The sequence below is a fragment of the Streptomyces sp. NPDC058457 genome (assembly GCF_042720695.1).
Classification (GTDB): domain Bacteria; phylum Actinomycetota; class Actinomycetes; order Streptomycetales; family Streptomycetaceae; genus Streptomyces.
Map to the genome: position 1 here is coordinate 38,797 of NZ_JBHXLU010000067.1, position 13,760 is coordinate 52,556.

At 70.6% G+C, this 13,760-nt stretch carries 13 protein-coding genes; 4 read left to right on the top strand and 9 right to left on the bottom strand.

From position 1 onward, the window contains the following. The 4 genes from ACFWPS_RS37845 to ACFWPS_RS37860 form a co-directional block, all read right to left on the bottom strand. Entirely contained in the window at positions 1 to 1,311 is a 1,311-nt protein-coding gene (locus ACFWPS_RS37845) for an MFS transporter (RefSeq protein ID WP_383714029.1), read from the bottom strand. A 148-nt stretch (positions 1,312 to 1,459) separates the two neighbouring features. Beyond that, complete coding sequence (locus ACFWPS_RS37850) at positions 1,460 to 2,452, bottom strand: biotin-dependent carboxyltransferase family protein (RefSeq protein ID WP_383714032.1); 993 nt, start codon at positions 2,450 to 2,452, stop codon at positions 1,460 to 1,462. Next, the gene (locus ACFWPS_RS37855; RefSeq protein WP_383714034.1) at positions 2,445 to 3,158 is read right to left on the bottom strand and encodes an allophanate hydrolase subunit 1; all 714 of its coding nucleotides are present in this window, start codon (positions 3,156 to 3,158) and stop codon (positions 2,445 to 2,447) included. The genes ACFWPS_RS37850 and ACFWPS_RS37855 overlap by 8 nt, the downstream gene beginning before the upstream one ends. 1 nt (position 3,159) lies before the next feature. Further along, positions 3,160 to 3,933 (bottom strand): LamB/YcsF family protein, encoded by a 774-nt coding sequence (locus ACFWPS_RS37860; protein WP_383714117.1) that lies wholly within the window; start codon positions 3,931 to 3,933, stop codon positions 3,160 to 3,162. Between the two features lie 354 nt (positions 3,934 to 4,287). Between ACFWPS_RS37860 and nac the strand changes: the two genes are divergently transcribed. The 4 genes from nac to ACFWPS_RS37880 all read left to right on the top strand — a co-directional run bounded on the left by nac (position 4,288) and on the right by ACFWPS_RS37880 (position 8,287). Beyond that, positions 4,288 to 5,226: a nitrogen assimilation transcriptional regulator NAC gene (gene nac / locus ACFWPS_RS37865; protein ID WP_383714037.1), complete on the top strand. Its 939-nt coding sequence runs from the start codon at positions 4,288 to 4,290 to the stop codon at positions 5,224 to 5,226. Between the two features lie 189 nt (positions 5,227 to 5,415). Next, entirely contained in the window at positions 5,416 to 6,405 is a 990-nt protein-coding gene (locus ACFWPS_RS37870; RefSeq protein ID WP_383714039.1) for a 2-hydroxyacid dehydrogenase, read from the top strand. Next, the gene (locus ACFWPS_RS37875) at positions 6,402 to 7,172 is read left to right on the top strand and encodes a glucose 1-dehydrogenase (RefSeq protein WP_383714042.1); all 771 of its coding nucleotides are present in this window, start codon (positions 6,402 to 6,404) and stop codon (positions 7,170 to 7,172) included. Before ACFWPS_RS37870 ends, ACFWPS_RS37875 begins: the two co-directional genes overlap by 4 nt. A 59-nt stretch (positions 7,173 to 7,231) precedes the next feature. Then, complete coding sequence (locus ACFWPS_RS37880) at positions 7,232 to 8,287, top strand: L-idonate 5-dehydrogenase (protein WP_383714043.1); 1,056 nt, start codon at positions 7,232 to 7,234, stop codon at positions 8,285 to 8,287. A 95-nt stretch (positions 8,288 to 8,382) separates the two neighbouring features. Here ACFWPS_RS37880 and ACFWPS_RS37885 read toward each other — a convergent pair whose 3' ends face one another. The 5 genes from ACFWPS_RS37885 to ACFWPS_RS37905 form a co-directional block, all read right to left on the bottom strand. Beyond that, a complete protein-coding gene (locus ACFWPS_RS37885; RefSeq protein ID WP_383714046.1) occupies positions 8,383 to 8,823 on the bottom strand; it encodes an SMI1/KNR4 family protein in 441 nt (146 codons plus the stop codon). A gap of 178 nt (positions 8,824 to 9,001) precedes the next feature. Next, a complete protein-coding gene (locus tag ACFWPS_RS37890; RefSeq protein WP_383714049.1) occupies positions 9,002 to 9,949 on the bottom strand; it encodes an alpha/beta hydrolase family protein in 948 nt (315 codons plus the stop codon). A 338-nt stretch (positions 9,950 to 10,287) separates the two neighbouring features. Beyond that, positions 10,288 to 10,971 carry a LuxR C-terminal-related transcriptional regulator gene (locus ACFWPS_RS37895; protein ID WP_383714052.1) on the bottom strand — a complete coding sequence of 228 codons (684 nt, stop codon included), beginning with the start codon at positions 10,969 to 10,971 and terminating at the stop codon, positions 10,288 to 10,290. Next, entirely contained in the window at positions 10,962 to 12,566 is a 1,605-nt protein-coding gene (locus tag ACFWPS_RS37900; RefSeq protein ID WP_383714055.1) for a sensor histidine kinase, read from the bottom strand. The genes ACFWPS_RS37895 and ACFWPS_RS37900 overlap by 10 nt, the downstream gene beginning before the upstream one ends. A 469-nt stretch (positions 12,567 to 13,035) precedes the next feature. Next, a complete protein-coding gene (locus ACFWPS_RS37905; RefSeq protein ID WP_383714059.1) occupies positions 13,036 to 13,755 on the bottom strand; it encodes a leucine-rich repeat domain-containing protein in 720 nt (239 codons plus the stop codon). Positions 13,756 to 13,760: the final 5 nt, after the last annotated feature.

Genomic DNA, 13,760 nt, shown 5'->3' on the forward strand with positions numbered 1-13,760 from the left:
TCAGGCGTCGCGCAGCGGGAGGTGCGCCCGGTCCCTGACCACCGAGACCGCGGCGAGGGTGCCGAGGGCGGTGAGGACCGCGTAGAAGGCCGGCATGTTGACGTTGCCGGTGCGGGCGATGAGCCACGTCATGAGGAGCGGGGCGGTGCCGCCGAAGAGGGCCGAGGAGAGGTTGTAGCCCAGGCCGTAGGCGGAGTACCGCAGCCGGGTGGGGAAGAGTTCGACGAGGAGGATGTGGATCACGCCGGTGTGGCCCGCGAAGACGACGGCCATGACACATGCGCCGAGCACGGCCAGGGCCAGGTTGCCGGTACCGATGAGCAGGTAACAGGGGATTCCGACGACGGCCATGGTGATCGCGGAGCCGGCTATGACCTTCTTGCGGCCGATCCGGTCCGACAGGCGGCCCATGTACGGGATGGCCAGACAGATCGCCACCAGGCTGGAGGCGGTCACCAGAAGGCCCTGGATCTTGCTGAAGTTCAGCTCGGTGCTCATGAAGGTGGGCATGTAGGTGAACAGGACGTAGTAGCCGGAGCCGTTCATCAGCGGGATGAACAGGGCGAGCAGCATGGCCCGGCGGTGTTCCGCGGAGGAGAACGCCTCCTTCAGGGGGTTCCGGGACAGGCCGTTCTCCTCACGCAGGCGTGTGAAGTTGGGCGTGTCGCTGATCCGCCTGCGGATGTAGATGCCGGTGAGGCCGAGCGGCACGGCGAGCAGGAACGGGATGCGCCAGCCCCACGCCTCCATGCGGTCGGCGCCGAGTCCGCTGGTCATGGCCGCGGCGATCAGGGTGCCGGTGAGCAGGGAGAGGAACGACGCGATCTGCGCGTAGCTGGTGTACTGGCCGCGCCTGCCCTCCGGGGCGTGCTCGGCGAGGAAGCTCATCGCGCCGGACGCCTCGCCGCCGACGGAGAAGCCCTGGGCGATGCGCAGCAGGATCAGCAGTGCCGGAGCGGCGACGCCGATGGCCGCGTAGGACGGCAGCGCGCCGATGGCGGCGGTGGCGGCGCTGATCAGCAGGATGACGAAGACGAGCATGCGCTGACGGCCGATGCGGTCGCCGAGGTGGCCGCAGATGACGCCGCCGAGAGGGCGGAAGAAGAAGGAGACGGCGTAGCCGAGGAACACGAGCTGGACGGCGTCGTGGGAGCCGGGGAAGAAGACGGTGGCGAGCGTGCCGGCCATGAAGCCGAAGATGCCGTTGTCGTAGAGCTCGGCGAAGATGCCGACGCATCCGGCGAGCGTGATCCTGCGGGCGGTTCTGGGATCGACGGTGCTGGGTACCGGCTGAGCGGCCACGGTGCTCATGGACTTCTCCTGTCTCGGAGCAAGCGGGGATGAGGGAGGTGCTTCGGCCAGGTGCGGGTGGTCGAGGGGCGGCTGACCGGGACGGCATCAGCTGCCGGCGGGGACGGGAGCGGCTCTCAGCCGCCGGGGATGGGGACGGGGACGGTGATCAGCCGCCGAGAGGGACAGGGACGGGGATACGCAGGGTGTCGAACGCGGTGCGGACGCGCTCTTTGAGGGCCTCGACGGCGTTGCGCTGCGCCCGGTGGGCGGTGACCGCCTGGTCGAGGGTGCGGTGGCGGAAGCGGACGGTCTGCCCGGGTCTCACCTGCCCGAGCGCGTTGAGGCCGGTGGCGGTGACGACGGCGAGGACGGGATAGCCGGCCGTGACGCCGCGCCCGCGGTGCAGCACGAGGAGTTCGTCCCCGGCCGGCACCTCGACGGCTCCGACGGGTACGCCGCGGGAGAGGATCTCGCCGTGGGTGACACGGCGGGGTACGCGCCCCTCCAGACGCAGGCCGATGTGGTTGCTGCGCGGGGTGACGGTGAACGGCGCCGTGTACAGGCGGGCCGCGGTGTCGCCGAAGTCGGCCTGGTCGGGGCCGTCGGTGACGTCGATCGTCCACGGTGCGCGGATCAGCGGGACGGGTGGGTGCAGCCGGAACAGAGGGATGCCGGAGAACGGGTGGACGAGGGGCGGGCAGGTCGTGTGAAGGACCAGTTCGGTTCCGGCTTTCAGCGTGGTCCCGAAGCCGAGGACGGTGTCCGGGGCGCAACTGCCCTGGAGATGGTCGGCGTCGAAGGAACCGAGGACGGCGAGGTAGACGCGCAGCCCCTCGCGGATGTTGCTCACCCGGATCGTCTCGCCCGCCCGTACCGGAACGGGCTGCCACTGCGGTGCCGGTACCCCGCCCACGGTGACGTCGGCGGGTGCTCCGGTCACCGCGACGAGGATGTCGCCGGAGGGGGTGCCCGCGAAGTCCAGCGCGGTGAGCTCCAGCAGCGGGGCCCGTTCGTCGTTGCCGCACAGCACGTTGGCGACGCGCGCCGAGTGCTGGTCGCAGGCCCCGTTGGCGGGCAGTCCGTAGCGGGAGCGTCCGACGCGGCCGAGGTCCTGCACGGTGGTGAGGCCGGGGGTGCGGACGGTGAGGGTCTCAGCCATGGCAGGCCGCCAGGGGGGTGCCGGCATGGTCGTCCCACTCGTCGGGGGTGATGGGGACGAAGCGGAAGGTGTCGCCGGGGAGGTAGGCGGTGAGCGGATCGCCGTGCAGGTCGAGGATGCCGACCGGGGTGCGGCCGAGGAGCGGCCAGCCCCCGGGCGAGGGCATGGGGCAGATCACGGCCTGGCGGCCGGCGACGGCGACGCTGCCGGGCTCGACCCGGACGCGGGGTGACGCCAGGCGCGGCACGGGTGCGGGGAAGGGCGGGCCGTCCGTCATCGGCGCGCCGGCGGGAGCGCCGAGACAACGGACGGTGAGGTCGGAGCCGGTGTGCAGGTCGATGACCTCGCTCTCGGTCAGGCCGAGCTGTGCGGCGACCCGGGGCAGGTCGGGGCCGTGGTCGCCGCCGTAGACGACGGGCACGACGAAGCGCCGGGGAGCCCGGGTGCGGGGGGCCGCCGAGGCGAACCGGGCGGCCTCGTGCCAGAGGATGCCGCGCACGGTGTCGTGGTCCGTGCGGGCGCAGTCGAACTCCACGAGCAGGGTGTCGTAGGTGGGTACGACGTCCTGGACGCCGTGCAGCTGGATGGCGTCGAGCACGTCCGCCAGGGCGTGGACCAGCCGCCAGCTCTCCTCCGGGCCCAGGCCGACCGCCTTGACGGTCAGCGCGGAGTCACCGCAGTCCGAGATCACGACGTTGGCGTTCATGTCAGTCACCCTTGCCGGTCAGCACGTCGTCGAGGCTGGTGATCCGCACGTCCGCCGCGAGGAGTTCGGACCGGATCCGTCCGGCCAGCGCGATGGCGCCGGGGGTGTCGCCGTGCAGCAGCACCGTGTCGCAGGCGACCGGTATGTCCTTGCCGTCGACGCTGCCGATGACGCCCTCGGTGACCATGCGCAGGGTGCGGCGGGCGATCTCGTCCGCGTCGTGGATCACCGCACCGGCTTCGGAGCGGGGCACCAGAGTGCCGTCGTCCCGGTAGGCCCGGTCCGCGATGCCGACGACGGCGACCCGCAGGCCGCGGGCCCGGGCGACGTCGGCGAGTTCGCCGTCCTGGGCGAGCACGATCAGGGAGTCGTCCAGGACGGCCACGGCGTCCACGACCGCCGTGGCGTAGTCGGCGCGGACGGCCACCAGGTTGCCGAGTCGTCCGTGCGGTGCGACGTGCCGCACCCGGGTGCCATGGGCGCGGGCGAACGCCTGGAGGGCGCCGACCTGGTACAGCACGTCGGTGCGTACTTCCTCCGCGGTCAGGTCCATGGCACGCCGGCCGAAGCCGACCAGGTCCGGGAAACCGGGGTGGGCACCGACGGCCACGCCGTTCGCCACACACGCGCGGACGGTGGCGTCCATGATGCGCGGGTCGCCGGCGTGGAAGCCACAGGCGATATTGGCGGATGTGAGGAGTTCCAGAAGGGCTTCGTCATCGCCCATCGTGTAGGCCCCGAAACCCTCGCCGAGATCGGCGACGAGATCAACCATACGGGTCAAGGCGTCCTCCGGGGAAAATGATCGACGGTACGGTCACACATTCGGTTCGGTGGATTCGATATTCACCGGGAAGGGCCGTGTGACCTACGAGGAGAAACGGCGGAAGAGATGCGGAGCCACTGGTCGGGTGCTCACCTTCGAGCAGTTCCTCGGGCGATGTTCCGGTCAATTCCTCGGGTGATGTTCCGGCCAACTTAATCCAGCCCTCACCCGGCCGCCAATACCTGTTCGGTTTGGCGTTATCGCGGATTCGTATGACACGGCTCACGTCCAGGGCCGTCCGGGTATGGGCTCCGACCCCGCAGGCTTCCTACGATGTGACCCGGCTCGACGGAAGGCTCCCCCGTGGACACCAGGCGTCTCTACTCGTTCATCAAGATCATTGACGCGGGGAGCATCACGCGCGCGGCCGACATCCTGCACATCGCCCAGCCGGCGTTGAGCCAGCAGCTGTCCGCCCTGGAGGCACAGTTCGGGCAGCAGCTGGTGATCCGCAGCAAACGCGGCGTCGCACCGACCGAGGCAGGTCGGACCCTGTACCGCCACGCCCAGCTGATCCTGCGGCAGGTCGACCTGGCCCACGCCGCGGTCCGGGTGTCGGGACGCGCGCCCGCCGGAAGCGTCTCGGTCGGCCTGGCCCCCTACAGCCTGGGCGCGGCGCTCGCCCTTCCGCTGCTGAAGAGGGTGCGCGAGCGATACCCCGAGATCCTGCTGCATGTCAACGAGAACTTCGGCGGGGTGATCAGCGAGGCCATCATGACCGGCCGGATGGACATGGCGTTCATCTACGGGGCGGGACCGCTGCGTGGCGTGCAGTTCGAGCATCTGCGCACCGAGGACCTGTTCCTGATCAGCGCCCGGGGCGGGACGCGGGATCCGCGCGGGAACGAGGTGCGCCTGCGGGAACTGGAGCGGGTACCGCTGCTGCTGCCCAGCCGGATCCACACGGTCCGGCAGGTGGTGGACGCCGCTTTCCACCAGCTCGCGCTGGAACCGAACGTGGTCGGTGAGGTCGAGTCCGCCCTCACCCTGGTCAACGCCGTGGAGGACCGGCTGGGCGCCACCGTCCTCCCCGGCTCCGCCGCGCGCGCGATCCTCGACATGCGCTCCTTGAGTGCGCGCCGCATCGTGGACCCGGTCATCCAGGTGAAGCTGTCCATGGTCACTTCCGACAACCAGCCGCTGTCCGAACCGGCGCTCGCCGTGCACGACGTGTTTCTCGAACTGGTACGGGACTTTCACGACGATCCGGTCGACGAAAAGCCGGCGGAGGACAATCGGTGAAAGACAGCCGGTGAGAGACGAATCGGTAGGCGATAGGAACGACCAATAGCGTCACATCGAATCGCTATTGGTCACCGGTACGGACCGTGGTTAGCGTGGGGCAGAACTTCCGTCCGGCCGACAGGAATTCTTTCGGCACTGGCGGCGCACGTCGTGTAAATGACACCGGTCCTGTCACTGGAGAAACCGATGACGATTCGTTTGCTCAGCACCCGGGCGGACCTGCCGGGTTCCGGGTTGCGGCGGCTGGCCGCGGCGGCGGAGGTGGTGTCCTGGGCGGGCACCGGCAAGCCCGGCCACGGCGATCTCGCCGCCCTCGCCCCTGGCAGCACCGGCATCCTCGCCCTGGGCAACGACCCGGTGGACGCCGCGCTGATGGCCGCCGCCGGCCCGTCCCTGCGGGTGATCGCGCTCGCGAGCATGGGCTTCGACAACGTGGACCGAGCCGCCGCCACCGAGCGCGGCATCGTCGTCACCCACACGCCCCGCGTCCTGGCGGAGACCACGGCAGACCTCACCTTCGCCCTGATCCTCGCGGCCCGCCGCCGCCTCGGCGCCGCCGCCGCGAGTCTGGCGCGGGGCGACTGGGACCTGTTCCGGATGCACGACCATCTGGGTCTGGACGTCCACGGAGCCACCCTCGGCCTCGTCGGCTACGGGCAGATCGGGCGCGCGGTGGCGCGCCGGGCCCAGGGCTTCGGCATGCGCGTGATCCACCACGACCCGTACGCGGCCGAGGATCCCGTCTCGGCGTCGGTGAGCCTGGAGACCCTGCTGGCCGAGGCGGACATCGTGTCGCTGCACGTACCGCTCACCCCCGAGACGCGGCACCTGATCTCCCACCGTGAACTCGCCGCCATGAAGCCGACCGCCACCCTCGTCAGCACCTCACGCGGCGGCGTGATCGACGAGACGGCCCTCCTCGAAGCGATCCGGCGAGGCACGCTGCACTCGGCAGGCCTCGACGTGTTCGAGCTGGAACCGATGGGCGCGGACCTCTCCCCGCTCGTGGGCGAGCCGAACGTGGTCGCCCTCCCGCACATCGGCTCGGCCACCGACGCCACCCGCGCCGCGATGGTGGACCTGGCCGTCGACAACATCCTCGACGTCCTCGCGGGGCGCCCCGCGCGTTCCCCGCTGCCCGGCACGGCCGCGGTTCCCGGGGGTGTGCCCGCATGAGCCACCCGTCCTTCGACATCAGGGGCAAGGCCGCCCTGGTCACCGGCTCCAGCCGCGGCATCGGCAAGGCTCTGGCGGCGGGGCTCCTGGACGCCGGCTGCACGGTCGTCCTCAACGGCCGTGACGCCGACGCGCTCGAGAAGACACGCTCCCAACTCGCCGCCGGGCACGGCGACCGGGTCCACGCCGTCGCCTTCGACGTCACCGATCCGGCGGCGGTCACCGCGGGCGTCGCCCGCGCCGAGGAGACCGCGGGCGCGCTCTCCATCCTCGTCAACAACACCGGGGCACAGCACCGCAGGCCGCTGCTGGAGTTCTCCGACGACGACTGGCACCGACTGCTCGACACCAACCTCACCAGCGCCTTCCTCGTCGGCCGGGAGGTCGCCCGGCGCATGGCCGTACGCGGCCACGGCAAGATCGTGAACATCTGCTCGCTGCAGAGCGAGGCGGCCCGGCCCGGCATCGCGCCGTACGCGGCCACCAAGGGCGGCCTGAAAATGCTCACCAAGGGCATGTGCGCGGACCTCGGCCCCCTGGGTATCCAGGTCAACGGCATCGGCCCTGGCTACTTCGACACGGAACTGACCTCGGCCCTGGTCGCGGACGAGGAGTTCAGCGCCTGGGTGCGCCGACGTACCCCGTCCGGCCGCTGGGGCAGGGTCGAGGACCTCATCGGCGCCCTTGTCTTCCTTGCGTCCCCGGCCTCCGACTTCGTCAACGGACAGATCCTGTACGTCGACGGCGGCATGCTCTCCGTCCTCTGAGCCCGCCAGGACACCCGCACTTCCTGAAGGAAGCCCTCTGTTCCCGGAAGGGAGCCCCCATGCACGCCTGCGTCCTCCACGCGGCGCAAGACCTCCGTGTGGAGGAGTTCACGCCGTCCGCGCCCGCCCCCGGCGAGGTGGCCGTCACCGTCGCATTCGGCGGCATCTGCGGATCCGACCTGCACTACTACCGCCACGGCCGCGTCGGTGACTTCACCGTGCGGGAACCGATGGTGCTGGGCCACGAGATCGTGGGCCACGTGGCCGTCCTCGGCCCGGGCACGGCCGGTCCGGCCGCCGGTACCCCGGTCGTGGTCCATCCGGCCACCCCGTGCGACCACTGCGCCGAGTGCGACACAGGGCGGCGCAACGTGTGCGCCGGCACCCGCTATCTGGGCAGCGCCGCCCGCACACCGCATGTCCAGGGCGGCTTCGCCCAGCACGTCACCGTCCCGGCCGCCCAGATCCGAGCGCTGCCGCCGGACCTCGATCTGCGGCTCGCGGTGCTGGCCGAGCCGCTGTCCGTGGCCCTGCACGCGGTGCGGCGAGCCGGTGACGTACGGGGCAAGCGCGTCCTGGTGACCGGCGCAGGGCCGATCGGTTGCCTCGTCACCGCGGTCCTGCGCCATGCGGGTGCCGCCGAGATCGAGGTGAGCGACCTGGTGGAAACGCCTCTGCGGATCGCGCGAGCCTGCGGTGCCACAACTACCGTCCGGGTCGGCGCGGAGGACGGCGCGGGGGGCCCGCCCTTCGATGTCGCGGTGGAAGCCTCCGGCGCGCCCACGGGACTGCGGACCTGCGTGGAACGGACCCGCCGGGGCGGCACGGTCGTCCTCCTCGGACTCCTGCCTCCCGGCGAGGTGCCGTTGCTCGGGAACATCACCGTCACCCGAGAGCTGGAGTTGCGCGGCGCCTTCCGCTTCGACACCGAATTCGACGACGCGATCCGCCTGTTGGCCGACGGCCTGCCCGTCGACGCCGTCGTGACGCACACCTTCCCGCTGTCGGACGCCCGGACGGCCTTCGACCTCGCCCACGACCGCACGATCGCCTCCAAGGTCCTCCTGGACCTGACCCGGCACCCGCACCCGGAGACGGCGCCGTCCACACCGTGAGGCCCAACCGCTCACGCACGGCTCTGAGGCGCTTACGCCGGGGCGGGCGTCGGCAGCGAACTCGTCGTTTGCAGGTTCACCACCGCGCTTGGTCCTCAGGCAAGAATCTCGTCGTTGGAATCAAAGCCGTGGCTGTCCGTCGGCAGGTCGGGAAAATACTCGGTCTCGGCCTCGCCGGTCAGGACAGCGAGCAGGAAGGAGGCGCACTGGGTTGCGTGGTGTTCCCATTCCGGGCCGCGGCCCTCATTGAGGATGACCGTCCACTCGTCCGGCTTCTGCTCCGACTGTCGCAGCCAGTACAGGTACATGCCGCTGCCCTCGATGCAGGCCCAGGGCAGCACCTGCGCGTCGGGGTCCTGGAGTTCCGCCGGTCGGGCTTCGGTCTGCCAGAGGTCCGCGAGGATCTCCGCGCGCTCCGTGGCCTGGTCGACGAGGTTGTAGTTCTCGTCGGGGCATTCCGGGTCCAGAAGCCAGACGGTCTCGTCGAAGACGCCCCCGCCGTAGGTTTCGACCAGCTCCTTGTAGTCGTCCGGCAAAGGCGTGCCCAGTTGCCGCTCGACGGCTGCCCAATCGCGTGAGGGGTGTGGGGTGGCCGGGGGGGATGAGCTCGAAGAGACGTTCCACGGCGGGATGCATGGCGGTCGGCTTCCGTGACAGCAAGGAATGTCGGTTGTCGTGGCGGCGAGCTGGCCGGGAGTGACGCGGCCCGTCGCTTCATGGGATGAACTTCACCTCGGGGAAGGCCGGGCACGGGCCGTCGAGCAGGTGCCCTCGGTGGCGGCGTAGGTGCAGGTCGAAGAAGGCGAGCGGGTATGCCTGCTGGATCCGAACCGCCCGGACCGGATCGAGGGTGCCGATCCAGTCCCGCAACTCCTCGTCGCTCATCCCGACGGCCTGCGCCAGCTGTGGGATCAAGAACTGCGCGTCGCAGTACGACGAGTGAACCGCACCCTCCGCCTGGACGTCGAGCCGCCATCCCCGCAGGTGCGACCAGAACTCGGCGACGCTCGGCTGCGTGGCCCGGGGGTACGCGGCGGTCATCAGCATGAACGGCCGGTCCAGGTCGGTGATGACCGTCGGCTCCATCGGCCCGTCGAAGCTCAACCCGGCCCGGACGCGCTGGTCCTCGCTCATGACGAGGGCGGTCGCCGTCGCGCCTTTCGACCAGCCGAACATGCCGATGCGCTGCGGATCGAGGGCGCCGAGAAGGCCGGCCGGCAGCGGCCGGTGTTCGGCGTCGGGGTTGCGCCCGGCGGCGAGGTCCTCGACGCGGTCGAGCACGAACCGGATGTCCGTGGCGAAGTCCCGTGCGCCCAAGGCGGGTTCGTCGAGCGGGACTGTGAGCCGGCCGTCGGGGAACTGGCTGAACGCGTCGTACGTGTGATCCACCGTGACCACCGCATACCCGTGGCTGGCAAGCTCCTGCACCACGATGGTGGTGTCCGCACGGTGATCGTGCGCGCCGTGCGAGAACACGACGACGGGCAGTCGTCGGCCCGTTCGCAGCACCGGTGCGCCCTCGTGACCGGCCGTGAGCGGCGCCACCGCGACATCGGCCGGAAAGCCCAACGATGTGAGGAGCGCCCGCGCCAGGGCGGGGGCTGTCCAGCGAGCCGGTGGATACCGTTTGACGCCCCGGGCGGGATACCAGACAGCAGCCATCAACTCTCGGTGATGCCCGGAGCCTGCCACGGGATCCGGACGTGAGGTGTCGACGAGGTGCAGGGGCACCGTGCCCACCGGGTACGGTCCGGTCGGCACGGGCAGAGTGAGCTGCACCGGGCCCGGAGCGGTCGAAGCCGCCCTCGCCCGGCCTGCGACGCCGATCGGCACGGTGACCCCGACTGCCACCGCGGCTCCGAGTATGCGACGGCGTGTCATTGCGTCTTGGTTCATGAACGGGGTTGTCACGGACCCTCCCTGGGTTTCTGGACAGCACTGAGCTGCGTCCGGCGCTCGGGCCGTCGGTCCAGCCCGGCAGCGTTCCCGTCTTGATCAGTTCAGTGGCTCGGTGGAATGCGGCCTTCACCTGGCGCGGACATGAGAAAGGTGAGCACGGCCAGCACACGGCGGTTGTCGTCGTCGGAGGGGGCGAGCTCCAGCTTGGCGAAGATGCTGGTGCTGTGCTTGGACACAGCCTTCTCGCTGATGAAGAGGCGGTTCGCGACGGCGCTGTTGGAGCGTCCCTCGGCCATGAGCTCCAGCACCTGGCGTTCCCGCTCGGTAAGCCTGGAGAGGGGTTCGCGTGCGCCGCGGCTGCGGCGGCCGAGCAGCTTGGTGACCACTTCGGGGTCCATGACCGTGCCGCCCGCGGCGACCGTACGGATCACGTCGACGAACTGGTCGTCGCTGAACACCCGGTGCTTGAGCAGGTAGCCGACCCCTCCGGCCTGGTCGGCGAGCAACTCCTGGGCGTAGATCTGCTCGACGTACTGCGAGAGCAGCAGGATCGGCAGCCCGGGTATCCGTTCCCGGGCGGTCAGCGCCGCACGGAGTCCGTCGTCGGTGTGGGTGGGCGGCAGCCTGATGTCCACGATCGCCAGGTCCGGCCGGAACTCGAGCAGCGCGTCGAGCAGGCCCGGCGCGCTGTCGGTGGCCGCCACGATCTCGAACCCACGTGCTTTGAGGAGCCTGACCAGCCCTTCCCGGAGCAGGAAGAGATCTTCCGCGACGACTACGCGCACGGCACCTCCATGACCACGATCGTCGGCCCGCCGGGCGGGCTGCTGACCGCCAGGATGCCGTCGAAGGCCGCCAGCCGTCGCTCCACCCCGGCCAGCCCGGTGCCCCGGGCGGGATCCGCGCCGCCCACTCCGTCGTCGACCACCTCGATGCGCAGCAGCCCGTCCGTCCGGGCCATGCGGATCTGGAGGCCGCGCGCCGAGGCATGCCGGACGGCGTTGGTGACCACCTCGGCGACGGCGAAGTAGCAGGCCGACTCCAGTGGGGCGGCGAGCCGTTCGGGCAGATCGATATCGGTCTCGCAGGGCAGGGGCAGGTCCAGTGCGAGCGCCCGGACCGCCTCCCCCAGCCCTCGGTCGGCCAGCATCGGCGGGTGCATCCCTCTGATCAGGCCGCGCAGTTCCTCCAGTGCCGCCGCCGAGGCGACGCGGGCCTCCGCGACGAGGGCGGCGGCCTCGTGCGGATCGCTGTGGATCATCTCCTCCGCGACCCGGAGGTTCATCCCGATGGTGACCAGCCGTCCCTGTGCGCCGTCGTGCAGGTCCCGCTCGATCCTGCGCAGCTCCGCGGCCGCGGAACGGACCGCATCGGCCCGCGTCTCGGTCAGCTGCGCCACCCGCCGGGCCAGCGCCGGGTCCGGCCCGCGACCGAGCAGCCGACCGGCGTCCGCCAGCACGGTCCTCGGCAGCAGCCACAGCCCGAGGGCCAGCAGTACCGCCCCCTGGATTCCGCCGAGGACCGACGCATGGTGAGCCACCATCTCGAAGGGGCCGAACGGCGCCGGCACGCGTGGGGAGCCGAACTTCCGCACCTCCACCAGGTGCTGCCCGAACCCGCTCTGGGCGACGTCGTACGCCCCGATCCCCACCAGCCCCAGGGCCGCCAGGTCCGCCGCCGCCCTCGGCCACCGCACCAGCCCGGCCACGACGGCCGCCAGCAGCGCCAGCCCGACCAGGTAACTCGTCACGCCCGGCCCGATCCCGGTGCCCGGCGACGCGGACCGCCACAGATCGAGGCCGAGCAGGTCGCCGGTCATCACCACCACGGCGGGCAGCAGCAGGGCCCAGCGCGCGGACCTGAGCGCATCGGCTCCGGCCAGGCGCCCGGGCCTGCCGTTCGCCGGCCGGCACAGAGCAGCACCGGCGAGGGCAGCGAGCACCGGGATGCTCACACAGCCCACCAGGACATTCAGGGGTGTCAGGCCGTAGGAAACAGCGGAACGCGTGAGCGCATGCGTGAGCCAGTACGTCCATTCCAGCAGTTCGCCGGTCACCGCTGCGAGCACGGGCAGTACCCACCGCCTGGGCACGCGCGCCGAGGGGAGCAGCGTGGTGGCCAGCAGACCGGCCGTCAGCAGCGCCGCCGCGAGCAGCCCGTCGGGTTGGAGATCCGGCACGGTGACGATGTAGCCCCCCGTTCCGGCAGTGTTGTGCAGGGCGAGCAGCAGAGCCGGCACACTGCCGTACGCGGCCGTACCCACCAGTCCCGCCACGACCGGCCAGCCGATCCGCCCAGCCGGTCGCCCGGTACTCACCGGCCGGTCCCGCGCCTGTTCCGCCCTGAAGGCCAGCACGGCACAGACCGCGGTCAGTGCCACGAGCACGCCCCCCGGCCAGGGCGCCCCGTCCACCGGAAACGGCCACATATCCGTCCCCCGTCCCGTCTTCCAGGCCACGCGCTGTGACCTGGAGATCATGCTGCTGCGAGGGGACCGGCAAGCGCCATGGGCCGAAACCTACTTCTGGGGTAGGCAAACACCTACCCCTCGTCGAAGCGGAGGAAGTCCCAGCTGCACAGGTGACGCACGCTGTCGAACGACAGATCCACCGAGAAGGCTTCGACGCGGTCTACTCGGTATACGGCGCCGTCTGGTTCACGGCCCCGCCCTGCCCGCTGCCATCGGTTCGCGAGTGTCTCCGGCCCGCCGGCCAAATCGTGTTCTCCCCTGCAGACGAGGTCTGGCGGATCTTGCCGGGTGGTTCCGGACGCTGCCTCGGCGTCCGGAACCACTTCGTCCACTCACGCATAGCTCACACATGACGGGCCGTTGAGCAGTGGCTTTCGCTCTACAAGAGGACGACGCACCCCCGCCGCTCCAGTTCGGTCAGCAGCGACGGGGTTGGCTCGCAGTCGTTCCACCGCAAGTCCAGCTTCTCCAGCGCGGGCATGTCGACGACCCAGTCCGGCAGCCGTGTGAGGTGGTTGCCGCGTACGTCGAGTTGGCGCAGTCGGGACAGGCCGGCCAGCACCTCCGGGAGTTCTGTGAGGGTGTTCTCCCGCAGGTCGAGATGGCGCAGTTCGCGGAGGTCGGCCATGGATGGCGGCAGGCTTTCGACCGCGTTGCCCCGCAGCCAGAGTTCGCGCAGGTTGCGTAGGTCTCCGACGCTGTCAGGCAGCGAGGTGAGTTGGTTGTGCTGTGCCCGGAGTTCGATCAGGGCGGCCATGCGGCCGATGGCCTCGGGCAGGGCGGTGAGGGCGTTCTCGCCGACATTGAGGTAGCGCAGCCGGGTCAGGCTTCCCAATGCGTCCGGGATCTCCGACAGCTTGTTGTCGTGCAGGTAGAGGAAACCTGTGAGGTCGGCCAGATCACCCAGTTCGGCGGGCACCGAGGTGAGGTGGTTGTGGCCGAGGTCCAGGGTGGCCAGCCGGTGCAGTCGTCCGATCTCGGGCGAGAGGTCGGTGAGCCCGTTGTCCGCGAGGATCAGCACCTGGAGGTCGGGGTCCTGCCAGACCGACGCGGGTACTTTTCCAAGCTGTTGACGCCACAGGTTCAGCGTGTGCGGCACAGCGT

What these genes read in the sequence shown, in the direction of transcription:
- ACFWPS_RS37855 (WP_383714034.1), bottom strand. Translation starts at nt 3,158, where the DNA reads ATGAACGCCAACGTCGTGATCTCGGACTGCGGTGACTCCGCGCTGACC.
- ACFWPS_RS37850 (WP_383714032.1), bottom strand. Translation starts at nt 2,452, where the DNA reads ATGGCTGAGACCCTCACCGTCCGCACCCCCGGCCTCACCACCGTGCAG.
- ACFWPS_RS37880 (WP_383714043.1), top strand. Translation starts at nt 7,232, where the DNA reads ATGCACGCCTGCGTCCTCCACGCGGCGCAAGACCTCCGTGTGGAGGAG.
- ACFWPS_RS37860 (WP_383714117.1), bottom strand. Translation starts at nt 3,933, where the DNA reads ATGGTTGATCTCGTCGCCGATCTCGGCGAGGGTTTCGGGGCCTACACG.
- ACFWPS_RS37890 (WP_383714049.1), bottom strand. Translation starts at nt 9,949, where the DNA reads ATGGCTGCTGTCTGGTATCCCGCCCGGGGCGTCAAACGGTATCCACCG.
- ACFWPS_RS37875 (WP_383714042.1), top strand. Translation starts at nt 6,402, where the DNA reads ATGAGCCACCCGTCCTTCGACATCAGGGGCAAGGCCGCCCTGGTCACC.
- ACFWPS_RS37870 (WP_383714039.1), top strand. Translation starts at nt 5,416, where the DNA reads ATGACGATTCGTTTGCTCAGCACCCGGGCGGACCTGCCGGGTTCCGGG.
- ACFWPS_RS37845 (WP_383714029.1), bottom strand. Translation starts at nt 1,311, where the DNA reads ATGAGCACCGTGGCCGCTCAGCCGGTACCCAGCACCGTCGATCCCAGA.